Below are 22,174 nucleotides of genomic sequence, written 5' to 3'. Positions count from 1 at the left end.
CGACAAGGCCCCGCCGCATCGCTGCGACGAGGCCTGTCATCATCCAGCGGAAAAATCAGCCGACGATTTCGTCTTCGTTGAAGAAGAATTCGATTTCGATCTTGGCGTTTTCATCGCTGTCCGAACCGTGGACCGAGTTGGCTTCGATCGATTCGGCGAAGGCCTTGCGGATGGTGCCTTCGTCGGCATCTGCCGGATTGGTGGCGCCCATCACGTCGCGGTTGCGCTTTACAGCGTCTTCACCTTCGAGAACCTGTACGACGACCGGACCCGAGATCATGAAGTCGACCAGTTCACCGAAGAAGGGGCGTTCCTTGTGGACCGCGTAGAAGCCTTCGGCCTGTTCGCGGGTCATCTGGATGCGCTTCGAAGCGACGACGCGCAGGCCGGCTTCTTCCAGCATCTTGGTGACGGCGCCGGTCAGATTACGACGGGTGGCGTCGGGCTTGATGATCGAAAAGGTGCGGGTAACCGCCATGGGACTGTTCCTTGCGTAGGGATTTTATGGGGAGAGAGTTCTCGCGCGCGCCCCTAGCGCCGCGCGCGCGACCCGGCAAGATTCATTCGAGGCCGCGCCCGATGGACAGTTGCGCCCTGGTGGTATCCCGATCCCGCGTAGCGGTGAGCGAGAAGCTGGTCCCATCCCCGTTTTCGCCGCCGATCATCGTCATCGGTCCGGACTGCAACGAGGTCGCGACGTCGATCCCGGCGGCATCCGCTTCGTTGCGGTAATAGCCCACCAGCTCGTCGAGCGGGGCGTCCGTTTCCAGATTGATGAGGACGAGAAGGCCATCCGCCTGGTCCACCCGGGTGTTGTTGGTGATCGTCGCGTCCGGATAGACGGTGAAGCCGGAAGGCAGGCGAACGGGGACCTTTTCCCCGGAACGCATGGTGGTGGTGGTGCCATCGTTATCGGTGAAACGGGCGCGCGTTTCCCCGGTTTCGCGGTCGATGTCGTAGGACCCGCGCGGCTGGACCGACTGGGCGGCATCGCCGGTTCCTGACGCGGCATCATCGCCCTTCTCGCTGCTGCAGGCGCCCAGCGCCAAAACTGCGAGGATTGTTGCGGCGACGTTCGGGACTTGCGGGAATCGGTTCATCATCAACCGATGCACGACTGGCCGAAGAGTTCCGTCAGCGCCCCTCGCGCCAGGCGCCGTTTTCGTCCTGCTTGTTGATCCGGTTGTCGATCGCATCGTCTTTCGCGAAGCGCCGCCACAGATCCGCCGCCGCATCGCGCTGCGCGGCATCGAACATCAAGAGCACGCGGTCGAAGGCCAGCGCTTCGTCACGCCAGCGCCCGTCGACGATCATCGCCATGCGCGCTTCATTGGGGGCATCGCAGTTTGCCGAGAGCAGGATCGGCTGGCGCGCCGCATGCGGGCTGTCGGCCATGCCATTGGCGAGAAAGGCCGCGCCCCCCTGCTCCCACAGGACCTTGGACAAGCGGGTGCGCTGGTCTTCGTCTTCACTGACGACGACCAGCCGTTCGCCCGCCTGCAGCACCTTGCGCGCAAGCTTCGCCACGGTCACATCCACCGGATCGCGGCTGAGCTGGTAGAAATCGACGCGGGTCTGGCTCATCGGGGTCCTGTCGGTTCGATCGGCCGGCGCAATGTGCAGCCGCCGATCGAGGATTGGGCTGTCCTATTTCTCCAGCGTGTCGCGCACGAAGCGGTCGACGAGACGCACACCATAGCCGGTCGCGCCCTTGTTCCAGGTCCGGCCCGGCTTGTCGGACCACACCATGCCCGCAACATCGACATGCGCCCAAGGCGTATCGTCGGAGATGAAGCGCTGGAGGAACTGCGCCGCCGTGATCGATCCGGCTGCCCGGCCACCGATGTTCTTCATGTCGGCAATCGGGGAATTGATCAGCTTGTCGTAAGCGCGGTCGATCGGCATGCGCCAGTTGCGATCGCCGGTGATTTCACCGGCATCGTGCAGGTCTTTCGCCAGCTTGTCGTCATTCGAGAACACACCGGCAAATTCATTGCCCAGCGCGATGATCATGGCGCCTGTCAGGGTGGCGAAATCGATGATGCGCGCAGGCTGGAATTCTTCCTGCGTCCAGTGCAGCGCATCTGCGAGCACCAGACGGCCTTCGGCATCGGTATTGAGGACTTCGATGGTCTGGCCGCTCATCGAGGTGACGACGTCACCGGGGCGCTGGGCCTTGCCGTCGGGCATATTCTCGACGAGGCCGACAACGCCCACGACATTGGCCTTGGCCTTGCGACCGACGAGAGCGAGCATCGCCCCGGCGACCGCACCGGCGCCGCCCATGTCCCATTTCATGTCTTCCATACCCGGACCGGGCTTGATCGAGATGCCGCCCGAATCGAAGGTGACGCCCTTGCCGACGAGCGCGGTGGGGGCTTCATCGCCTGCGCCGCCATTCCAGCGAATGGCGAGAATGCGCGATTCCCGATCCGAACCGAGACCGACGCCGAGCAGCGAGCCCATGCCGAGCTTTTCCATCTGCGCTTCGTCGAGAACGATCAGTTCCGCGCCAGTGCCTTCGAAGCGCTGCTGGCAACGTTCGACGAAGGTTTCCGGATAGAGGATGTTTGCCGGTTCGGTGATGAGTTCGCGCGTGAATTCAACGCCGGTAGCGACATGAGCCATGTCTTCCCACGCGGCTTGCGTCCCCTCGGGCGCGCCGACCACGGTGACCTTGGCCAGCGTGACCTTCTGGTCGTCCTTCATCTTGGTGCGGTAGATATCGTAACGCCAGTTGCGCAGGCGCAGGCCGAACAGGACGCTGGCGGCTTCTTCGCCGGAAAGATTGCTGTCCGACAGGTCGAGCACGAGTTCATCGTTGCCGATCGACTGGTATTTGGCTGTCAGCGCGGCGCCGGCCTTTTCGAGATTGGCAAGCCGCGCATCATCCTTGGCGTCGCCCGCACCGGCGATCGCCAGGCGGAAAACCTGACCGTCGCGATCGACGAACCCGTCAAAGACCTGCCCGGTATTGCCCTTGAACCGCGCAGCTTCCATGCCTTCGGTCATCGCCTTGTCGAGACCGACAGGAACCTTGCCCTTGTCGGTGACTTGGGCAACAAGGCGCGCGCTCTGCGGACGGGACTGGGTGAACTGAACTTCCATGGGATCTCCCAAAACAATTTCTGGTGGGGCTGGCGCAATTGGCAGCCGGCCTGCAAGGATGGCGATTGCGATTAGGCGTGGCCGGTGCGATAGGCAAGTGATGCTCCCGCCTGCCGAGTCAGCCAAACGAGCCAGCCGGGTGGCCATTCGTCCAGTGACACTGGCGGCGACAGCGCTGATCCTGTGCGCATCGGCACCGCTTGCAGCCCAGGCCGCGGCGGACGATGTCGGCACGGTCGAAGACCCGCAGGGCGAGCCGGGCAGCGAGCAGCCCACTGTCGATACAGCGGAAAATGTCGACGAGCTGCTGACGATACCCGAACCCAATGCCGGCCTCGACACACCCCCGCCCCCCACCGGTGCGGATGGAATCAATGCCGCCGGCGAACGCGAGATCGGGTTCGAGGCGGACATTCTCGAATACAGTTCGGAAAGCGACGTCGTTACGGCCAGCGGCAATGTCGTGCTGCGCAGCGGCGACCGTTCGCTGCGCGCCGATTCGGTCACCTGGAACGAGGATACGGGCGAGATCGTCGCCAATGGACGCGTCCGCTTCGTGGACGAGAACGGCAATCAGCTGTTTTCCGAACGCGTCGAGCTGACCGACGAGTTCGAAGCCGGAGCGATGGACAATCTGCTGCTGGCGCTGCGCCAGGGCGGCCGGCTGGCCGCCAATCGCGGCGTGCGCGAAAACGACGGCACGGTCGCGCTGGAAGATGCCGCCTACAGCGGGTGCGACGTGGTGACGCCCAAGGGTTGCCCCAAGGAGCCGAGCTGGCGGATCACCGCAGAACGGGTGGTCTACAACCCCGACGAACAGCGTATCCGTTTTACAGGTGCCTATCTGGAACTGTTCGGGGCGCGCATCCTGCCTTTGCCCGGCCTGGCGCTGCGGACCGATGGCGGGCCGGTTTCCGGCTTCCTCGTGCCCGACCTGCGCGTGTCGCAGAGCAATGGCGTGGAAGTATCGGGCAGCTATTACATCCGGTTCGCGGAGAATCGCGACCTGACGCTGACCACCCACCTCTATACCCAGGCCGCGCCGATGCTGGCCGGGCAATGGCGGCACCTGACCGACCGGGGCGCCTACCAGGTCACCGGTTATGCCACGCACAGCCAGCGCATATCGACGCGCACCGGCGACCTGGTCGGCGAAGAGGAATTCCGCGGCTATCTTTTCGCCAACGGCAAGTTCCAGCTGAGCCCGAACTGGAGCCTGACCGGATCGATCCGCCGCGCGACCGACCGCACCTTCCTGCGCCGGTACGATATCAGCCGCGACGACCGGCTGCGGTCGATGGTCGAGCTGGAGCGGATCGGGAAACACAGCTACATCTCGCTCGCCGGCTGGGCCACGCAGACGCTGCGCCTGGATCAGCCCCAAGGCGAAGTGCCTATCGCGCTGCCGGTGTTCGACGCCCGCTGGCGGCCCGAAACCTCGATCATGGGCGGGCAGCTCGAACTGCAGGCCAACACGCTCGCCATCACGCGCGACATCGGGCAGGACACCCAGCGCGCCTTCGCCCGCGCGCAATGGGACCTGCGCCGCGTGACCGGCATGGGCCAGGTCGTGACGCTGACCGGCATGGTGCGCGGCGACGTCTATCATTCGGACGAGAACTTCCTCACCCAGACGCCGAGCTATCGCGGCAATCCCGGCTGGGAATATCGCGGTGTGGCGCTGGGCGCGGTGGATGTGCAGTGGCCCTTCGTGGGCGAAGCGTTCGGCGGAACGCAGGTCTTCACCCCGCGGGTCCAGTTCGTGGCGACGCCGCCGATCAGGAACCTCGCGATCCCCAACGAAGATGCGCGGGCGATCGATCTGGAAGATTCCAATCTCTTCGCGCTCAACCGCTTCCCGGGATACGACCGGGTGGAGGACGGGGCGCGTGTGACATACGGCGTCGACTGGTCGCTGCGGGTGCCCGACTGGGAAGTGAAGAGCACGATCGGCCAGTCCTACCGGCTCGATAACGACCGGGAGATATTCCCCGACGGTACGGGCCTGTCGGAAAAATTCTCCGATTTCGTCGGCCGGACGGAAGTGCGGTACCAGAATTTCGTCAAGTTTACGCACCGTTTCCGGCTGGACAAGGACAGCTTCGCCATCCGCCGCAACGAAATCGACGCGGCGGTCGGGTCGAGCAAGACCTATGCGGAACTGGGCTATGTCCGCCTCAACCGCGACATCACGCAGGTCGAGGATCTTCAGGATCGCGAGGAATTGCGCGGCGCGGTGCGCGTGGCCTTTGCCAATTACTGGTCGATCTTCGGATCGGGCGTGTTCAATCTGACCGACCGCGAGGAGGACCCGACCTTCGATTCCGACGGGTTCGATCCGATCCGCACCCGGCTCGGCGTCGCCTATCAGGACGACTGCCTCGAAATCGGGGTGACGTGGCGCCGCGACTACATCAGTTCGGGCGATGCGGAACGCGGCGATACCTTCCAGTTCTATTTCAGTCTGAGAAATCTGGGCTTCCGCTAGGCGGCGCTTGTTGGCACCTTGCGCCAAACACGCTATCCGGCGAGCGATTATCAGCTTCCGTTAAGCCGCATGCCTTCATGGCGACCGGCATATTGGCATCCAGACGTTGCCGTTAGATAGGTTCGACACGTGACTGCAAACATAATTTCCCGACTGCTTTCCGCTGCCGCTGCTGCCGGGCTGGCTACCGCGCCGATCGCGGGACAGGCCCAGGACGCGATGGCGCAAGGAGACCTTCTCGGTCTGCCGAGCGACCTGAGCATGCTCACGAACAGCGACCCGAACAAGCGCGTCGCGACGGCAGTGGTGAACGGTTTCGTGATCACCCAGACCGACATCGACCAGCGCGTCGCGCTGCTCCTCGCCGCGAACGAACGCCCGGTGAGCGAACAGGAAATGATCCGCGTGCGCATGCAGGTGCTGCGCAACCTGATCGACGAAACGCTGCAGATCCAGGCGGCCCTCTCGCAGGAAATCGAAGTCTCGCAGGCAGAAGTCGACCAGACCTATGCCCGCGTTGCCGCCCAGAACTTCGGTCAGGAGCCGGGGAAGATGGACGATTATCTCACATCGATCGGCTCTTCGCCCGCCGCGCTGAAGCGCCAGATCACGGGCGAGCTGGCGTGGAACAATCTGCTGCGCCGCAACGTGGCCCCGTTCGTCAACATTTCGACCGACGAAGTGAACGAAATGATCGAACGCATGGAAGCCTCGCGCGGGACGGAAGAATACCGTCTTGGCGAAATCTACCTGTCGGCGACGCCTGAAACGTCATCCGCGGTTGAGGACAATGCCCGCAAGATCGTGGAACAGCTGCGTCAGGGTGGCAGCTTCGTCGCCTATGCCCGCCAGTTTTCGGAAGCATCGACCGCAGCGGTCGGCGGCGACCTCGGCTGGATCCAGCTGCCTCAGCTGAAGAACGAGCAGCTCGAACAGGTAGCCAGCGAAATGACCCCCGGTCAGCTCGTCGGGCCGATCGCCATTCCGGGCGGCTATTCGATCCTTTACCTGATCGACCGGCGCCAGGTGCTGATGGCCGATCCGCGCGATGCCGTTCTCAGCCTCAAGCAGATCCAGATCGGATTCGATCCGGGTACGACCGAGGCCGCGGCCCAGCAGCGCGTCGCCCGCTTCACCGAAGGCGTGCAGAAAATCCGTGGCTGCGGTGACGCGGAAAACGTCGCCGCCGAACTCGGCGCGAATGTCGTGACCAATGATCAGATCCGCGTCCGTGCCCTGCCGGAGCAGCTGCAGAACATCATCCTGCAACTGCAGGTCGGCCAGTCCACCCCGCCCTTCGGCTCGTTCGAAGAAGGCGTCCGCGTACTCATGCTGTGCGGTCGGGACGATCCGAAATCGGCTGCCGGTCCGGACTTCAACCAGATCATGGGCCAGCTCGAAGAAGACCGCATCGAAAAGCGTGCCCAGCGTTATCTGCGCGACCTTCGCAACGACGCCTACATCGAGTATAACTGACACCGATCATGGCTCCCCTCGCCGTTTCCCTTGGCGATCCGGCGGGGATCGGGCCTGAGATCATAGCGGAAAGCTGGGCGCGGCGTCAGGAATCTGGCATCGCGCCCTTTTTCGTGGTCGGGGGTGCAAGCGTACTGGCCGAGGCAGCCCGAAGGCGTGGCCTCGCTGTCGAAATCGAAGTCATTTCGGATCCTGCGAAGACGGCCCTTGTCTTCGACCGGGCGATACCCGTTCTTGGTACCGAAGATGTGGCTGCCACGCCGGGAAAACCCGACGAGCCGGGCGCCGCGCTGGCGCTGCATTCGCTCGCCGAAGCGACGCGATATTGCCTGCTGGGTGCGTCCGCCGGTCTGGTGACAGCTCCCATCGGCAAGGCGCAACTGGCCAAGGTCGGTTTCGAATATCCCGGACAGACCGAATTTCTGGCAGAAGTCTGCGGACTGGCTCCGGATGAAGCCGTGATGATGCTGGCCGGTCCGAGCCTTCGCGCAGTTCCGCTGACCGTTCATTGCGCGCTGGCGGATGTGCCCGGGCGGCTATCGCAGGAACTCATCACGCGCCGCGCCCGGATCGTGGCTGCGGCACTGGCCCATGATTTCGGGATTGCAGAACCTCGGATCGCCGTGTGCGGCCTCAATCCCCATGCGGGCGAAAACGGCCGCTTCGGGGACGAAGAAGCACGCATAATCGCACCGGCCATCGAAACGCTGGTGGCGGAAGGTATTGCCGTCACCGGGCCCCATCCGGCGGATGCGTTGTTCACGCCCCGTGCGCGCCAGACGTATGACGCGGCGCTGGCCATGTACCACGATCAGGCCCTGGTGCCGCTGAAGGCGCTGGATTTCGACGAGGGGGTCAATGTCACGCTCGGCCTGCCGATCGTGCGCACCAGTCCCGACCATGGCACCGCTTTCGATATTGCCGGTCGCGGCCTGGCCGAGCCGGGCGCGATGATCGCGGCCCTGAAGATGGCCGGTGAAATCGCTGCCCGCAGAAAGCACGCGCTCGCAGGCTGAGCTTGTCGAAGGCGGCGGGATGGGGCAAGCGTCGCGACTATGCTTCCACGAGCTCAGCAGAGCGGATTTAGCGCATGACCGCTCTCCCCCCCCTTCGCGAGGTGATCGCCCGCCACGGACTTTCTGCGTCCAAGGCCTTGGGGCAGAATTTCCTCTTCGACGAGCATCTGCTCGACCGGATCGCAGCCGTTCCCGGCGATCTTTCAGGCAAGCAGGTGCTGGAAGTCGGGCCGGGCCCCGGAGGGCTGACCCGCGCCTTGCTGCGTGCCGGCGCGCGCGTCACGGCGATCGAGATGGATCGTCGTTGCCTGCCCGCGCTTGCCGAACTGGGCGAGGCGTTTCCGGGACAGCTGCGTGTGATCGAAGGCGATGCGCTGAAGCTGGATCATGCGGAGTTGATGGGAGGCGAGCCTTTCGCCGTCCTGTCGAACCTGCCTTACAATGTGGGCACCGCGCTGTTCGTACGCTGGCTGGGCGGGGAGCAATGGCCACCGCTGTGGACCAGCCTCACACTGATGTTCCAGCAGGAGGTCGCCCAGCGGATTGTGGCCCAGCCAGGCGGTTCTGCCTACGGCCGCCTTGCCGTGCTGGCCCAGTGGCGCAGTACGGCGAAGCTGGCGATGAAGGTTCATCGCAGCGCCTTTACCCCGCCGCCGAAGGTGATGAGCGCGATCGTGCATGTCGAACCCGGCACCATGCCCGAAGAGGTAAGCGCGCGCATGCTGGAGCGCCTGACCGAAGCCGCGTTCGGCCAGCGCCGCAAAATGCTGCGTCAGAGTTTGAAAGGCGTACCGGGCGCGGTCGAGGCGCTGGAAAAACTGGGCATCGATCCGCAGCGCAGAGCAGAGACGGTAACGGTTGCGGAATTCGTGGAACTCGCCCGGTCGCTGGGGCGCTGAGAGACCTGCAACCTATGCGATAGCGCGCGACTTGCGCAGCAGTTGGTACGCTTCCACCACGCGGCCAAGCCGGCTTTCGTATTGCCGATCCCCGCCATTGCGGTCCGGGTGATAGCGGCGCACCAGTTCCGAATACCGACGGCGCAGACGCCGCCGATCCGTGTTCAGGCCCAGACCCATCGTTTCCAGCGCTTCTGCCTCTTCGCGACTGAAGCGGCCGTCCATCGCCATTTCCGCCTCGCGCCGGGCACGGCTCTTGATGCCAGCAGCGCGCGCGGAGATGGCTTCCAGCGGATCGTCGAAATCGGACCAGCGCGGCATCCCATCGACGCCCGCAGTTGGACGAAAACTGGGACTTTCGGTCCGCCAGCCCGCCCCTGGGGCCTGCGCGTTGTAGATTTCCTCGGCGCTCATCCCTTCGAACCAATCGTAGCCCGCATTGAACTCGCGCACATGCTCAAGGCACAGCCAGCGCCATTCACCCGGTCCGTCGAAACCATGCCCTCCGCCGCCCGGAGCGCGGAATTCGCCCGGTTCTTCGCAGGATGGATGGGCGCATACCCGCCCGGTGTCTTCGTATCGTCCGTGAAACTTTGTCTGGCGCATTCGTTCTAGGATGGGGAGCGAAGTGCGCTAAGGAAACCCCCGAAAAGGAGATTCGAACCCGTGGCAGGATCAGTCCAGCAGGAAATGGAAGACCTTCTGAAAGAAGCCTTCAGCCCCACGCGGCTTGAGGTAATCAACGACAGCGCAAAGCATTCCGGCCATGCCGGAGACGATGGTAGCGGCGAATCGCATTTTACCGTGGTCATCGAAGCGCCCGCCTTCGCCGACAAGTCCCGCCTCGAACGCCAGCGCATGGTCAACCGCGCGCTGGGCGACATTCCCGGTGAACGTGTCCATGCCCTCGCCATTCAGGCGTCGGCCCCGGTAACGTGAGCGGGCCCGAATACGATCTGTGGTACTGGCCCTCTATCCAGGGCCGCGGAGAATTCGTTCGCCTGTTGATGGAAGCGGCGGGTATTACCTATCGCGACCGCGCACGAAACGATGGCGTCGAAGCTCTGGTCGACGATATGGAACGACGCAGCAAGTCAGATGAATTTGCACCTTATGCGCCGCCCTATCTGGTCGAACGGGAGAGCGGGTTTGCGATCGCGCAGGTCGCCCATATCGTCACCTGGCTGACCGATCGCCACCATCTGGGCACTGGCGACGGGGCGAAGGACCTTCATCTGATCCAGCTGCAGCTGACCATTTCCGACATGGTGGCCGAGGTGCACAATGTGCACCATCCGATTGCAGGCGGCCTGTATTTCGACGATCAGAAGGATGCGGCGATCAAGGCTGCCGAGGCATTTCGTGAGGAGCGCATTCCCAAATTCTTCGATCATTTCGAGACCGCCCTCGGCATTTGCGACGGTCCGTTCGTTGCCGGCACGAAGTGGTCGCATGTCGACACATCGTTATTTCAGCTGGTCGCAGGGCTGCGTTATGCGTTCCCCAATCGGATGGCTGCGGTGGAGAGCGACTACCCCTGTCTGATAGCCTGCAGCAATGCAGTCTCGACTATCGAAGGGATTGCAGCTTATCTGGCAAGCGATCGGCGTATCGCTTTCAACGAAGACGGTATCTTCCGTCATTACGAGGACCTCGACCCGGCATGAGCAATTTCGAGCAGACCCTAACCCCGACCACTCACGATCTGGGCCAGTTCGAAGTTCGACGGGTCTTGCCGGCCAAATCCCGCAGCATGGTGGGTCCGTTCATCTTCGTCGACCAGTTCGGCCCGGCGCAGCTCGATCTGGGTTCGGGAATGGATGTCCGGCCCCACCCGCATATCAATCTCGCCACGGTGACCTGGCTGTTTGAAGGCGCCATTGACCACCGTGACAGCATCGGCAGCTTTGCCACGATCCGCCCGGGTCAGGTCAATCTGATGACGGCCGGCAAGGGCATCGTTCATTCCGAACGTTCTCCCGAAGCGGAGCGCAAGGCCGGCCCCAGGCTTTATGGCATGCAGACATGGCTCGCCCTGCCGGACGGGCGCGAGGAAATCGATCCGGCTTTCGAAGCGGTGACCGATCTGCCGGTAATCGAGGACGGACATGCCAAGGCCATCGTCATCATGGGAGAATTGTGGGGCGAACGTGCGCCGACCACGACGCATGCCGACACGATCTACGCCGAAATCATGCTGGAGCCGGGCGGCATGATCCCGCTGGAGGAAGATGCCGACGAACGCGCGGTGATGCTGGTGGGCGGCGAGGCGTCGGTCGATGGGCACGCGCTGACGTTATACCAGCTTGCCGTGTTGCAGCCGGGCCGCGAAATGACTCTGGAGAGCAGGAGCGGCGCGCGCGTCATGCTGATGGGCGGCGAGGCGTTCACCACCAAGCGCCACGCCTGGTGGAACTTCGTCAGTTCAAGCCGCGAACGCATCAACCAGGCCAAGGACGACTGGCGCGAAGGGCGTTTCGGCACGGTGCCGGGCGAAGACGGGGAATTCATTCCCTTGCCTGACGGCGCGCCCAAGACGGTGACCTATCCATAAGGGGGATATGATGAGCTTCGAAGGCAAGACCGCCTGGATTACGGGCGCCAGCAGCGGCATCGGTGCAGCGCTGGCAAGTGAATGGGCAAGCCGGGGCGCCAATATCATCCTGTCGGGCCGGGACGAAGCGAGACTGGCCGATGTCGCAGGCACGCTGCCGAACGAATCCCTGGTCCTGCCTTTCGACGTGCGCGACGATACGGCGATGCAGGCCGCGACCGAGCAGGCAATCGCCTGGAAGGGCGTGGACATTTTCGTGGCCAATGCCGGCGTGTCGCAGCGCAGTGCAGCCGTCGACACGGACATGAGCGTCTATCGCGAGATCATCGATATCGACCTGACCGCGCAGATTGCGGCGACACAGGCGCTGCTGCCGCATGTTACTGCGCGTGGCAGCGGGCACCTGCTGTTCATCAGTTCCATTGCGGGCAAGGTCGGCGTGCCCATGCGTACCGCCTATTGCGCGGCAAAGTTCGGGCTGGTCGGCTATGCCGATGCGCTGCGCGCCGAACTGTCGCAATCGGGCATCTCGGTCCACGTGGTCTGCCCGGGTTCCGTCGCCACCGACGTGAGCCGCAATGCGCTGACCGCGGATGGCAGCAAGCGCGGGCGCAGCGACAAGGTGATCGATAACGGCATCGATCCGGCCGAAGCGGCCAGTCGCATCGTCAGCGCGGTCGAGGCGAACCAGCGAGAAATCATCGTGGCGGAAGGCATGGAAGAAGCGATGGGCGAATTGCGCCGCACGCCCGACCAGTTGCTCGATCAGGTCGCGGGCATGGTTGCCGCCGGTTACATGGAGAAAATGAAAGCGGAGGAGTGACCATGGTGCTGGAACAGAAGCGGATTGCGCTGGGCAATGGGATCGAACTCGATGTGGTCGATGAAGGGCCTCGCGACGCACCGGTGCTGATCTTCCTGCACGGCTTTCCCGAGAGCCACCGCACCTGGCGCCATCAGATCGCGCATTTTTCCGACCGCTTCCGCTGCATCGCGCCGGACCAGCGCGGCTATCGCGGATCGTCAAAGCCGCCCGCGGTGGCTGACTACACGCCCGACAAGCTGGTAGGCGACATCTTCCTGCTGGCCGCTGCGCTGGGCGTTGAGGACTTCACCATCGTCGGGCATGACTGGGGCGGCGCGATCGCATGGGGTGTAGCACTGGCCGGCCAGGATACGGGCCGCGTGACCCGCGCGGTAATCGCCAATGCACCGCATCCGCAGGTCTTCCAGAAGCTGCTCTACACCAGCAAGGTTCAGCGCGAAGCCAGCCAGTACATGCGTGGATTTCGCGATCCCGAGAACGACGCGCTGGTGCGCGAACACGGGCTTGGCGGGATCCTGATGCAGGAGATCAAATGGGATGCGCCCGACCGGATGGAGCCGGAAGAACGTGCCATGCTGCTGGAAGACTGGCAGGACCGTGATGCCGCCTTCGCCATGCTCAACTGGTATCGCGCCAGCCCGATCGACGTGCCCCCGATGGATGCGCCGTTCGGATTGCCCGAAGGCTGGACCGCCCCCGCCCTGCCCAAGCTGCGCCTGCCGGCCCTGGTGATCTGGGCGCAGGACGATCTGGCCCTGCCGCCCGAAAATACGGCAGGTATGCGCGAGTGCATTGAAGATTTCACGCTGGTCGAGGTGCCCAACTGCGGCCACTTCGTACCTTGGGAAGCGCCGCTCGCCGTCAACGAGGCGATGGAGACGTTTCTCGAGCGTACGGCTTAGTGGTCAGCCCTCCCACTCAATCCACGATCCATGGGGGTGGGCCGTGGCGAGCTTCTGCCACGCCTGCCCGCCGGGCCAATATCGCACGGTCAGTTCATGGCGGTGCGTATCGCGATTGGCTTCCAGGCTGATCCAGGCAAGTGGCTTGTCCTTACTCGCCTCTTGGCCGGACTGTTCCATCATCTCCACGATCCCTTCCCGCTCTTCTTGCGGGATATACTGCCAGACCACCGAATGCATCAGGACGCGGGTCGTACCCTCCTGCTGGGGCCGGGCAAGGCGATCGCGCAGGAAATCCGCTGCGCGCATTCGTGCCACCTCGGGCGGGAAGGTATTAGCCGCCGCGATTGCAGCGTCCATCCGGGCGAACCGTTCGGTGAATTCGGGCCAGATGAACGCCTTGAGGCGCAGCGCCTGCTTCTCATCGGTCAGATCGACCGGTGCAACATCGCAACCTTCGGCGGCGATGATATCGAAATCCCGATCCGGCGGAGGGTCGCCGCGCCACTCCGGCGTCAGGTGAATGCGCGAAGACTTCGGTCCTACCGCCACTCCGCACAGATCGTAGCGATAACGGCGCATCATCAGATTTATGCCCGCGCTCGACCCAATTTCAAGTAGGTCGAACTCGCCCGGAAGCCCTTGATCGACCAACCATAGAAATGCCGCCGCATATCCGGCAGACCGGCCCGCCTCATTGGTCTGCGGGGGCCCATCGAGCCACGGCATCAAATATGGTTCGTGCCGCTCTATGGCATCGGCGATCAATTCTGCCGCATTATTCGGCCCCAGCCCTTCGTATATCGGCGCAAGACGCGGTTCCTCGCCGCTCAGATGAAGCGCGTGCAACCCCCCAGCCAATCTCAGTGGCAGGGCATCGGCCAGCGCCGGACCCGCCCATCGCCGCACTCTGCGCATTACCGCACCGCCGCGTTCGGTGTCGATCAAGTCACGCAAGGCCTGACATACCGTAGCCGTGATGGCAGCGTTGCTGGACCGGCAATATGCAACTTGGTTTTCGAACGCCCGCGCAACCGCATCCGGGCCCGTAGCTTTGGGATCGCTCACGACATATTCCGCTTTGTCGATCGTCATTGCCCTTTGGCCTCCTGCTGCCTATTTGCGCAGCCCATGAACGACAGCCTGACCTTCGCCGTTCCCAAGGGGCGGATCCTCGACGAGGCCCTGCCTGTCATGGCGCGTGCCGGCGTGGTGCCCGAAGATGCCTTTCACGACAAGGCCAACCGCTCGCTGACCTTCGCGACGACGCGCGACGATATGCGGCTGATCCGCGTGCGCGCATTCGACGTGGCGACTTTCGTCGCGCATGGCGCTGCGCAGATGGGCATCGTCGGATCGGACGTGATCGAGGAGTTCGATTATGCCGATCTTTATGCGCCGGTCGATCTCGATTTCGGACATTGCCGGCTGTCGGTTGCCGAGCCGAAGGAAGGCGCAGCCAGTGTCGACGGGGCCAGCCACCTGCGTGTCGCGACCAAATACCCAAACCTGACACGCCGCCATTTCGAGCGGCAGGGTATCCAGGCCGAATGCGTCAAGCTGAATGGAGCGATGGAAATCGCACCTGCACTGGGGCTGGCAGGGCGGATCGTCGACCTCGTTTCCACCGGGACCACACTGCGCGAAAACGGCCTGGTTGAAACCAGCCGCATTCTGGACATCTCCGCCCGGCTTATCGTCAACCGCGCCGCCTTGAAGACCGATCCGCGCGTCGCTGCGCTGGTCGAGGAATTCCGCGCCGACGCTGCCCGGCGCGAGGCCGCCTGATGCAGTTTCTGCGCACCAGCGACGCCGATTTTCCCAGGAAATTCGATCGCGTCGTGCGAGACAGGCGCGAAAGCGACGCCCAGGTCGGGCGTGATGTCGCAACGATGATCAACGAAGTGCGCGAACGCGGCGATGGTGCGCTGGTCGAATACACGACCCGCTTCGACGGGCATCACCTGACACGGGATAGCGACTGGCAAATCCCGCTGGAGGACTGCAGCGCTGCCTACGAAGCGCTCGACGCCGATCTGCGCGATGCGCTCGAACTGGCCGCATCGCGCATCCGCGCCTATCACGAAGGCCAGCTACCTTCTGACCGCGACTACACCGATGATATCGGCATGCGCCTGGGCGCGCGTTGGCGGCCGGTTGATGCCGCCGGGCTGTATGTTCCCGGGGGCCGCGCAGCCTATCCATCTTCCCTTCTGATGAACGCGATCCCTGCAAGGGTTGCCGGGGTGGAGCGTCTCGTCGTCACCACACCCACGCCGAAAGGCGAGGTCAATCCGCTGGTTCTGGCTGCTGCCCATATCGCCGGGGTCGACGAAATCTGGCGCGTCGGCGGGGCACAGGCCGTGGCCGCACTCGCCTACGGTACGAAACGGATCGGCAAGGTCGATGTTATCGCCGGACCGGGCAACGCCTGGGTCGCGGAAGCCAAGCGCCAGCTTTATGGCGTGGTCGGCATCGACATGGTGGCAGGGCCGAGCGAAATTCTCGTGATCGCGGATGGCAACAACAACCCTGACTGGATCGCCGCCGATCTGTTGAGTCAGGCGGAGCATGACCCGACGAGCCAATCGATCCTGATTACCGACAGCGAAAACCTTGCCCGTCAGGTCGAGGATGCGGTCGACATCACCCTGATGAAATTGCCAACGGCGAAGACCGCGAAGGCAAGCTGGGACACCCATGGCTTGATCGTACTGGTCGATAGCCTCGACGAAGCCCCTGCCCTGTCCGATCGCCTCGCTGCCGAACATGTCGAACTTATGGTCGACGAACCGCAATCACTGTTCGACGCCATGCGCCATGCAGGCAGCGTGTTTTTGGGCCGACACACGCCCGAGGCAGTGGGCGATTATATTGCCGGGCCCAACCACGTCCTTCCCACTGGGCGCCGCGCCCGCTTTGCAAGCGGATTGTCGGTGCTTGATTTCATGAAGCGCACCAGTTTTATCGACGCCTCCGAAGCTGCCCTTGCGGCCATCGGCCCGGCCGCGGTGAAACTGGCGGAGGCAGAAGGTCTCCCCGCGCACGCCCTATCGATTTCGACGAGACTGAAATGAGCCAGAATTCCAGATCCCAGGCCCGCAGCGCCGCTCGCCTCGGCGCCGTTCAGGCGCTCTACCAGCAGCAGATGGAAGGCACGCGCCTTGCCAAGCTGCTTGACGAATTTCACCAGCACCGCCTTGGCCGCGTCATCGAGGACGAGGAATATGCGGAAGCCGATGTCGACTTCTTCGACGACATCGTCGGCGGGGTCGAGGCCCGGCGCGAAGAGATCGACGGCAAATTGACCGCGCGGCTGGCCGAAGGGTGGACGCTGGCAAGGCTCGACAAGACGATGCTGCAGATTTTGCGTGCCGGAACCTACGAACTGATCGCCCGGCCCGATGTGCCCAAGGCCAGCGCGATCAGTGAATATGTCGATGTCGCCAAAGCCTTCTTCGACGACCGCGAGGCGAAGTTCGTCAACGGCGTGCTGGATGCTGTGGCCAAGGATGCCGGACGCTGAACGAAGCCGGGTTCATCTCTGCGCTGAAGGCGCTGGCAGATAATTCGGCAGCCCGTGGGCTGGAAGATGACGCCGCAGTCATCGAAATAGGCGGCGAACGCCTTGTCCTGACGCATGATACGCTGGTTCAGGGCGTCCATGTGCGCGAGGATGAAGACCCGGCCGACATCGCGTGGAAACTCATTGCGGTGAACCTTTCCGACCTTGCAGCGAAAGGTGCGCAACCGGTCGGCGTGCTCGTGTCCCATATGCTGGGCGACGATGACGATCGGTTTGCACAGGGCCTTGGAGAAATTCTGGAAGCTTACGACGTACCGCTTCTGGGAGGCGATACGGTTAGGGCCGATGGACGGCGGGTCTGGGGCTGTACGGCAATCGGAAAGGCCAGCAGCATAACTGTGCCGGACCGGCGCGGCGCGCAGGCGGGTGATGCCATTTACGTCACGGGCGTTCTGGGGCGTGCAATGCTGGGTATGGAGGAGCGTGGTTCCGGCAGTACGAACGATCTCGCCTATCGCCGGCCGCAGCCGCTACTGGCGGAAGGCCAGTCGCTCGCCCCCCTCGTGAGTGCGATGATGGACGTGTCGGACGGGCTCCTCCTCGATAGCTGGCGTATGGCGCAGGCGAGCAGGACATGCTTCGAAATCGAGGCCGGCAGCATTCCTGCAGCCGATCCCGAACGACGCGACGAATGCATGCGCTGGGGCGACGATTATCAGCTGCTCTTCACCATGTCGGACGGTAACGCATCGCCCGTATCGGCCACCCGCATCGGCACCGTCCTTTCGGGCCCGCCGGGGCTCCTCCTCGATGGTGACATGCTGACACCCGAAGACGGCCTCGGTTACCGGCATTGATCGCTTGCGCGCATGATGGCTAGCAGGCGAAGATTGCTGCGCATTTCGGCCTTGTCACGCAACATAGGCCCCTTATACCCCTAGCCCAGATGGTTCTGCGTTTCCCGCGCAGACCGCATATAAAATCAATCGGGAGGGGAAATTTCAGTGGACCTTGTTTTCATAGCAATTGTGCTGGGGCTGCTTGCCGTCGTGTACGGCTTCGTCACCAGCCGCCAGGTGCTCAGTTCCGGCGCCGGCAACGAAAAGATGCAGGAAATCGCCGCGGCCATTCAGGAAGGTGCGCAGGCCTATCTCAAGCGCCAGTATACCACCATTGCCATCGTTGGTGTGGTCGTGGCGGTGCTCGTCTTCATCTTCCTCGGCATTATCCCGGCAACCGGCTTCGTGATCGGCGCGATCCTTTCGGGCGTTGCAGGCTTCATCGGGATGAATATCTCGGTGCGCTCGAACGTCCGCACGGCTGCCGCTGCGCAAAGCGGATTGCAGCAGGGTCTCACCATCGCGTTTCGCGCCGGTGCCATCACCGGCATGCTGGTGGCGGGCCTCGCCCTTCTCGCGATCGCGGTGTTCTTCTGGTACCTCGTTGGCCCCAGTGGTCACGCACCCAACAGCCGTGAGGTGATCGACGGCCTGGTCGGCCTGGCATTCGGCGCCTCGCTCATTTCCATCTTTGCGCGTCTGGGCGGCGGTATCTTCACCAAGGCTGCCGACGTTGGCGCCGATCTGGTCGGCAAGGTAGAAGCCGGCATTCCGGAAGACGATCCGCGCAACCCTGCCGTGATCGCCGACAATGTGGGCGACAATGTCGGTGACTGCGCCGGGATGGCGGCCGACCTGTTCGAAACCTATGTCGTCACCGTCGGTGCGACCATGGTTCTCACCGCACTGCTGCTTAAGGGACTGGGCGATTTGCTGATGCCCATGATGGCGCTGCCGCTGCTGATCGGCGGTGCCTGCATCGTGACCAGCATCATCGGAACCTATTTCGTAAAGCTCGGCAAGGGCAGCACGAATGTGATGGGGGCGATGTACAAAGGCTTCCTCGTGACAGCACTGCTCTCGATCCCGCTGATCTGGATCGTAATCAATGTTGCCCTTGGCGGCATGGATACCGTCATTGGCGGCAGCACGGTGACGGAAATCGTTGCTGCAGCCGATGGTACCAATCTCGCCGAAGAGGGGCTTTCCGAACAGATCGGCGGTTTCACCGGCTGGTCGCTGTTCTACTGCTCGCTCATCGGTCTTGCGATTACCGGCCTGATCATCTGGATCACCGAATATTACACCGGCACGAACTATCGCCCGGTAAAATCGATCGCCAAGGCATCGGAAACCGGCCACGGCACCAATGTAATCCAGGGTCTGGCCATCAGCCTTGAATCGACCGCATTACCGACGATCCTGATCGTTGCGGGCATCATCGCCACGTTCCAGCTCGCAGGGCTCATGGGCATTGCCTATGCTGCCACCGCCATGCTGGCCCTGGCGGGCATGGTCGTGGCGCTGGACGCCTATGGCCCTGTCACCGACAATGCCGGAGGCATCGCGGAAATGGCTGGCCTCGACGACAGTGTGCGGGAAAAGACCGACTTGCTCGACGCTGTGGGCAACACCACCAAGGCGGTGACCAAGGGCTATGCTATCGGATCTGCCGGCCTCGCCGCGTTGGTCCTGTTCGCCGCCTACACCACCGATCTTGCCGAATTCTTCCCGAATGCGGACGTCGATTTCAGTCTTGAGAACCCATACGTCATCGTCGGCCTGCTGCTGGGCGCGCTGCTCCCCTACCTGTTCGGTGCGATGGGCATGACTGCGGTGGGCCGCGCCGCAGGCGATGTGGTTAAGGACGTGCGTGAACAGTTCGCCGGCGATCCGGGCATCATGGCCGGCACCAGCAAGCCGAACTATGCCCGCACGGTCGATCTCGTCACCAAGGCGGCGATCAAGGAAATGATCGTGCCTTCGATGCTGCCGGTACTGGCCCCGATCGTGGTCTATTACGTGATCACGCTGATCGCGGGCCAGGAAAACGGCTTCGCTGCGCTCGGCGCACTGCTGCTCGGGGTGATCGTGGGTGGTATCTTCGTCGCATTGTCCATGACCGCCGGTGGCGGCGCATGGGACAATGCGAAAAAATACATTGAAGACGGCCATCACGGCGGCAAGGGCAGCGAAGCGCACAAGGCTGCAGTGACCGGCGACACCGTGGGCGATCCCTACAAGGATACGGCAGGCCCGGCGGTAAACCCGATGATCAAGATCACCAATATCGTCGCCCTGCTGCTGCTGGCGGCGCTCGCGACTGGCTGATCTTGTAATCTGTCCAAATCCGGGGCGGCGGTATCTGCAGGTACCGCCGCCCTTTGCGTTTGGCGCATTAAGCAAGTTTAAGGCGCTTCGATATATGCTATCGCCCGACAAGGGGACGCCTTCAATTGACGCGGATCGAAGACCTGATCGAAGACGGCTGGCGTGGTGAACCCGCGAGCGTCGGGTCACGCCCCATTGGTCCCGACAGGCTTTCCGTACGCCCTTGGAAAGACTGCATTTCGCCGGAGTTCGTGCAATCGTGGCGCCGTCTTGCCGCGTCCGCAGCCACGCCCAATCCGTTTGGCGAACACTGGTTCGTCCTGCCCTCGCTCGAGCAGTTCGATCCTCGCGGCACCGTTCATCTGGCGACACTGGTCGTGGACGGCGAACTGGCGGGCCTCATGCCACTTTACCGGGCCCGCGACTATCACGGCCATCCATTGCCCCACATCGGCAACTGGATGCACCCGAATAGCTTTTGCGGGGAACCGTTGATTGCGGGGGATCATGCAAAAACGTTCTGGTCGGCCGTACTCGACTGGAGCGACCGCAATTGGCGATCGAGCCTGTTCCTTCATATCGCGTGTCTCCCCACCGACGGGATTGCCGTCGATACCCTGAACCGCGTCTGCAAGGCGAAACGAAGGGCCAACCGGGCTGTCCATCGCGTTAGCCGGGCCTGCCTTCGTCATGGTCTGTCTCCCGAAGCTCATCTGGCCTCCATCCTCGGAAAGAAGCGTCGCAAGGAATTGTCCCGCAAGCGGCGGCGGCTGGAGGAAACCGGTCAGACGATTTTTACCAGAGCGACGGGGGAGGACGGTCTGGACGAATGGATCGACCAGTTTCTTCAGCTCGAAGATGCAGGCTGGAAAGGACAGGAAAGTTCCTCGCTCGTCAGTGCGCGGCAAACCGCTTGTCTTTTCCGTGAAAGCCTTCACGGCGCGGCCCGGGAGCAAAGGCTGGAGCGGCTGGCATTTCAGATCGACGGCAAGCCGGTGGCGATGCTCTGCAATTTCGTCACGCCCCCCCTCGCCCACAGCTTCAAGACGGCTTTCGACGAGGATCTTTACAAACTGTCGCCCGGAATGCTGTTGCAAGTAGAAAACCTCGCCCTGCTGGAGCGTGAAGAAATCGAGATGACCGATAGCTGCGCGGCTGCCGGACATCCCATGATCGAACAGATCTGGGACGATCGCCGCGACATCGTTTCCCTGTCCATTCCGGTCGGCGGCGCGATCCGCCGGTGGGTCGGCGACATTCTGACATCAATCGAAGCCCGCAGGTCGGAGAACAACCGATGACCGCACACGATCAGACGCTTACCGCCCGCCGAACACGGGTGTTTTCGGGTGAATCATACGCTCGATTCGGACGTGATTACCCCGAAAGACCGCACGTCCTGCGCCATAACTTGAAGGATGACGACCGCCTCGCGCTCGACGCGCTGGCCGGTCTGGCGGAAGCCTTGCCGCAGCGTTCCGTCGAGTACAACCGCGGAGATCTGCCGGTAGGCGTGGATGGAAAGCCAGGTTCGAATGGCCTCACCATCGGCGAAACCATTCGCCATATCGCCACCAGCAACAGCTGGGCCGTGCTCAAGAATATCGAGCAAATCCCTGAATATAACGCTCTGCTTATGGGGCTTCTGGAAGAGCTTCGTCCCATGATCGAGGCGACGACCGGTACCATGCTGACACCGCAGGGCTTCATCTTCATATCCAGCCCGAACGCTGTCACGCCCTACCATTTCGATCCGGAACACAACATCTTGCTGCAGCTCAAGGGCAACAAGGTCATGACCCAGTTCCCGGCGGGCAACCCCACCTATGCTCCCAATGAGGTCCATGAAAGCTATCACCTCGGCGGACCGCGCGAACTGCCCTGGAGCAACGATTTGCTGCCCGGCGGCACCGCCTTCGCGATCGATCCGGGAGAGGCCGTCTACGTCCCTGTCATGGCACCGCATTTCGTACGCAATGGATCGGCCAGTTCCATCTCGCTTTCCATCACCTGGCGCAGCGAATGGAGTTACGCCGAATCCAATTCCCGCTGCTTTAACGGCATCGTGCGGAAATGGGGCATCGATCCGCGTGCGCCGGGGCGCTGGCCAGCCAGCAATCGTGCAAAGTCACTGGCCTACCGGGTTTGGCGAAGGACCTTCCGCTCCGGCAAGTGACTTGCCGACAAGTCGGGCGCTTGACGGATACGT

22 protein-coding genes are annotated in these 22,174 nt (G+C 62.9%); 16 read left to right on the top strand and 6 right to left on the bottom strand.

The features are described 5' to 3' along the window. Nucleotides 1-55: 55 nt before the first annotated feature. The 4 genes from ndk to KYK83_RS06930 form a co-directional block, all read right to left on the bottom strand. Entirely contained in the window at nt 56-478 is a 423-nt protein-coding gene (ndk, locus tag KYK83_RS06945; protein WP_103024849.1) for a nucleoside-diphosphate kinase, read from the bottom strand. 82 nt (nt 479-560) lie between these two features. Next, entirely contained in the window at nt 561-1,103 is a 543-nt protein-coding gene (locus KYK83_RS06940) for a hypothetical protein (RefSeq protein ID WP_222827681.1), read from the bottom strand. Nucleotides 1,104-1,134: 31 nt separating this feature from the next. Then, on the bottom strand, nt 1,135-1,584 hold the full coding sequence (locus KYK83_RS06935) for a DNA polymerase III subunit chi (RefSeq protein WP_221597729.1): 450 nt from the start codon (nt 1,582-1,584) through the stop codon (nt 1,135-1,137). Between the two features lie 63 nt (nt 1,585-1,647). Next, nucleotides 1,648-3,108, bottom strand: coding sequence for a leucyl aminopeptidase (locus KYK83_RS06930; RefSeq protein WP_222827680.1), 1,461 nt, complete (start codon nt 3,106-3,108; stop codon nt 1,648-1,650). Between the two features lie 100 nt (nt 3,109-3,208). On the opposite strand from KYK83_RS06930, the gene KYK83_RS06925 reads away from it, so the two are divergent. From KYK83_RS06925 to rsmA, 4 genes are all read left to right on the top strand, one after another. Then, nucleotides 3,209-5,596, top strand: a complete 2,388-nt coding sequence (locus tag KYK83_RS06925) for an LPS-assembly protein LptD (RefSeq protein WP_222827745.1) — start codon at nt 3,209-3,211, stop codon at nt 5,594-5,596. A gap of 129 nt (nt 5,597-5,725) precedes the next feature. Then, a complete protein-coding gene (locus KYK83_RS06920) occupies nt 5,726-7,072 on the top strand; it encodes a peptidylprolyl isomerase (RefSeq protein WP_234003259.1) in 1,347 nt (448 codons plus the stop codon). An 8-nt stretch (nt 7,073-7,080) separates the two neighbouring features. Continuing rightward, nucleotides 7,081-8,088, top strand: a complete 1,008-nt coding sequence (pdxA, locus tag KYK83_RS06915; RefSeq protein ID WP_222827679.1) for a 4-hydroxythreonine-4-phosphate dehydrogenase PdxA — start codon at nt 7,081-7,083, stop codon at nt 8,086-8,088. Nucleotides 8,089-8,162: 74 nt separating this feature from the next. Next, complete coding sequence (rsmA, locus tag KYK83_RS06910; RefSeq protein WP_222827678.1) at nt 8,163-8,987, top strand: 16S rRNA (adenine(1518)-N(6)/adenine(1519)-N(6))-dimethyltransferase RsmA; 825 nt, start codon at nt 8,163-8,165, stop codon at nt 8,985-8,987. 12 nt (nt 8,988-8,999) lie between these two features. On the opposite strand, the gene KYK83_RS06905 is transcribed toward rsmA, so the two are convergent. After that, on the bottom strand, nt 9,000-9,593 hold the full coding sequence (locus KYK83_RS06905) for a DnaJ domain-containing protein (protein ID WP_196846541.1): 594 nt from the start codon (nt 9,591-9,593) through the stop codon (nt 9,000-9,002). A gap of 84 nt (nt 9,594-9,677) precedes the next feature. On the opposite strand from KYK83_RS06905, the gene KYK83_RS06900 reads away from it, so the two are divergent. The 5 genes from KYK83_RS06900 to KYK83_RS06880 are packed head-to-tail and all read left to right on the top strand — an operon-like array spanning nt 9,678 to nt 13,269. Beyond that, nucleotides 9,678-9,926, top strand: a complete 249-nt coding sequence (locus KYK83_RS06900; protein WP_196848132.1) for a BolA family protein — start codon at nt 9,678-9,680, stop codon at nt 9,924-9,926. After that, complete coding sequence (locus KYK83_RS06895; RefSeq protein WP_346729428.1) at nt 9,923-10,654, top strand: glutathione S-transferase; 732 nt, start codon at nt 9,923-9,925, stop codon at nt 10,652-10,654. The genes KYK83_RS06900 and KYK83_RS06895 overlap by 4 nt, the downstream gene beginning before the upstream one ends. Continuing rightward, nucleotides 10,651-11,541 carry a pirin family protein gene (locus KYK83_RS06890; RefSeq protein WP_222827677.1) on the top strand — a complete coding sequence of 297 codons (891 nt, stop codon included), beginning with the start codon at nt 10,651-10,653 and terminating at the stop codon, nt 11,539-11,541. Before KYK83_RS06895 ends, KYK83_RS06890 begins: the two co-directional genes overlap by 4 nt. A gap of 10 nt (nt 11,542-11,551) precedes the next feature. After that, a complete protein-coding gene (locus tag KYK83_RS06885) occupies nt 11,552-12,364 on the top strand; it encodes an SDR family NAD(P)-dependent oxidoreductase (protein ID WP_222827743.1) in 813 nt (270 codons plus the stop codon). A 2-nt stretch (nt 12,365-12,366) separates the two neighbouring features. Continuing rightward, nucleotides 12,367-13,269, top strand: coding sequence for an alpha/beta fold hydrolase (locus tag KYK83_RS06880; RefSeq protein WP_222827676.1), 903 nt, complete (start codon nt 12,367-12,369; stop codon nt 13,267-13,269). A gap of 3 nt (nt 13,270-13,272) precedes the next feature. On the opposite strand, the gene KYK83_RS06875 is transcribed toward KYK83_RS06880, so the two are convergent. After that, nucleotides 13,273-14,364 carry a DUF2332 domain-containing protein gene (locus tag KYK83_RS06875; protein ID WP_222827675.1) on the bottom strand — a complete coding sequence of 364 codons (1,092 nt, stop codon included), beginning with the start codon at nt 14,362-14,364 and terminating at the stop codon, nt 13,273-13,275. 36 nt (nt 14,365-14,400) lie between these two features. On the opposite strand from KYK83_RS06875, the gene hisG reads away from it, so the two are divergent. From hisG to KYK83_RS06840, 7 genes are all read left to right on the top strand, one after another. Beyond that, nucleotides 14,401-15,057, top strand: a complete 657-nt coding sequence (gene hisG / locus KYK83_RS06870) for an ATP phosphoribosyltransferase (protein ID WP_196846545.1) — start codon at nt 14,401-14,403, stop codon at nt 15,055-15,057. Beyond that, a complete protein-coding gene (gene hisD, locus KYK83_RS06865) occupies nt 15,057-16,346 on the top strand; it encodes a histidinol dehydrogenase (RefSeq protein WP_222827674.1) in 1,290 nt (429 codons plus the stop codon). The genes hisG and hisD overlap by 1 nt, the downstream gene beginning before the upstream one ends. Next, nucleotides 16,343-16,795, top strand: coding sequence for a transcription antitermination factor NusB (gene nusB / locus KYK83_RS06860; protein ID WP_103024864.1), 453 nt, complete (start codon nt 16,343-16,345; stop codon nt 16,793-16,795). Before hisD ends, nusB begins: the two co-directional genes overlap by 4 nt. Before the next feature lie 23 nt (nt 16,796-16,818). Next, entirely contained in the window at nt 16,819-17,652 is an 834-nt protein-coding gene (gene thiL, locus KYK83_RS06855) for a thiamine-phosphate kinase (protein WP_222827742.1), read from the top strand. Between the two features lie 147 nt (nt 17,653-17,799). Beyond that, complete coding sequence (locus tag KYK83_RS06850; protein WP_222827673.1) at nt 17,800-19,965, top strand: sodium-translocating pyrophosphatase; 2,166 nt, start codon at nt 17,800-17,802, stop codon at nt 19,963-19,965. A gap of 125 nt (nt 19,966-20,090) precedes the next feature. Beyond that, entirely contained in the window at nt 20,091-21,266 is a 1,176-nt protein-coding gene (locus KYK83_RS06845) for a GNAT family N-acetyltransferase (protein ID WP_222827672.1), read from the top strand. Next, a complete protein-coding gene (locus KYK83_RS06840; protein ID WP_222827671.1) occupies nt 21,263-22,141 on the top strand; it encodes a cupin domain-containing protein in 879 nt (292 codons plus the stop codon). Before KYK83_RS06845 ends, KYK83_RS06840 begins: the two co-directional genes overlap by 4 nt. The last annotated feature ends 33 nt before the right edge of the window (nt 22,142-22,174 follow it).

The sequence above is a fragment of the Qipengyuania pacifica genome, from assembly GCF_019857205.1.
Classification (GTDB): Bacteria; Pseudomonadota; Alphaproteobacteria; order Sphingomonadales; family Sphingomonadaceae; genus Qipengyuania; species Qipengyuania pacifica.
This window is presented reverse-complemented; position numbering and strand designations above follow the sequence as displayed.

Bases quoted from the DNA above. Each gene is read 5' to 3' on its own strand.
- KYK83_RS06935 (WP_221597729.1), bottom strand. From the start codon at position 1,584: ATGAGCCAGACCCGCGTCGATTTCTACCAGCTCAGCCGCGATCCGGTG.
- ndk (WP_103024849.1), bottom strand. From the start codon at position 478: ATGGCGGTTACCCGCACCTTTTCGATCATCAAGCCCGACGCCACCCGT.
- KYK83_RS06885 (WP_222827743.1), top strand. From the start codon at position 11,552: ATGAGCTTCGAAGGCAAGACCGCCTGGATTACGGGCGCCAGCAGCGGC.
- KYK83_RS06900 (WP_196848132.1), top strand. From the start codon at position 9,678: ATGGAAGACCTTCTGAAAGAAGCCTTCAGCCCCACGCGGCTTGAGGTA.
- KYK83_RS06940 (WP_222827681.1), bottom strand. From the start codon at position 1,103: ATGATGAACCGATTCCCGCAAGTCCCGAACGTCGCCGCAACAATCCTC.
- KYK83_RS06890 (WP_222827677.1), top strand. From the start codon at position 10,651: ATGAGCAATTTCGAGCAGACCCTAACCCCGACCACTCACGATCTGGGC.
- pdxA (WP_222827679.1), top strand. From the start codon at position 7,081: ATGGCTCCCCTCGCCGTTTCCCTTGGCGATCCGGCGGGGATCGGGCCT.
- nusB (WP_103024864.1), top strand. From the start codon at position 16,343: ATGAGCCAGAATTCCAGATCCCAGGCCCGCAGCGCCGCTCGCCTCGGC.
- KYK83_RS06875 (WP_222827675.1), bottom strand. From the start codon at position 14,364: ATGACGATCGACAAAGCGGAATATGTCGTGAGCGATCCCAAAGCTACG.
- hisD (WP_222827674.1), top strand. From the start codon at position 15,057: ATGCAGTTTCTGCGCACCAGCGACGCCGATTTTCCCAGGAAATTCGAT.
- KYK83_RS06880 (WP_222827676.1), top strand. From the start codon at position 12,367: ATGGTGCTGGAACAGAAGCGGATTGCGCTGGGCAATGGGATCGAACTC.
- KYK83_RS06930 (WP_222827680.1), bottom strand. From the start codon at position 3,108: ATGGAAGTTCAGTTCACCCAGTCCCGTCCGCAGAGCGCGCGCCTTGTT.
- KYK83_RS06840 (WP_222827671.1), top strand. From the start codon at position 21,263: ATGACCGCACACGATCAGACGCTTACCGCCCGCCGAACACGGGTGTTT.
- KYK83_RS06925 (WP_222827745.1), top strand. From the start codon at position 3,209: ATGCTCCCGCCTGCCGAGTCAGCCAAACGAGCCAGCCGGGTGGCCATT.
- KYK83_RS06905 (WP_196846541.1), bottom strand. From the start codon at position 9,593: ATGCGCCAGACAAAGTTTCACGGACGATACGAAGACACCGGGCGGGTA.
- hisG (WP_196846545.1), top strand. From the start codon at position 14,401: ATGAACGACAGCCTGACCTTCGCCGTTCCCAAGGGGCGGATCCTCGAC.
- rsmA (WP_222827678.1), top strand. From the start codon at position 8,163: ATGACCGCTCTCCCCCCCCTTCGCGAGGTGATCGCCCGCCACGGACTT.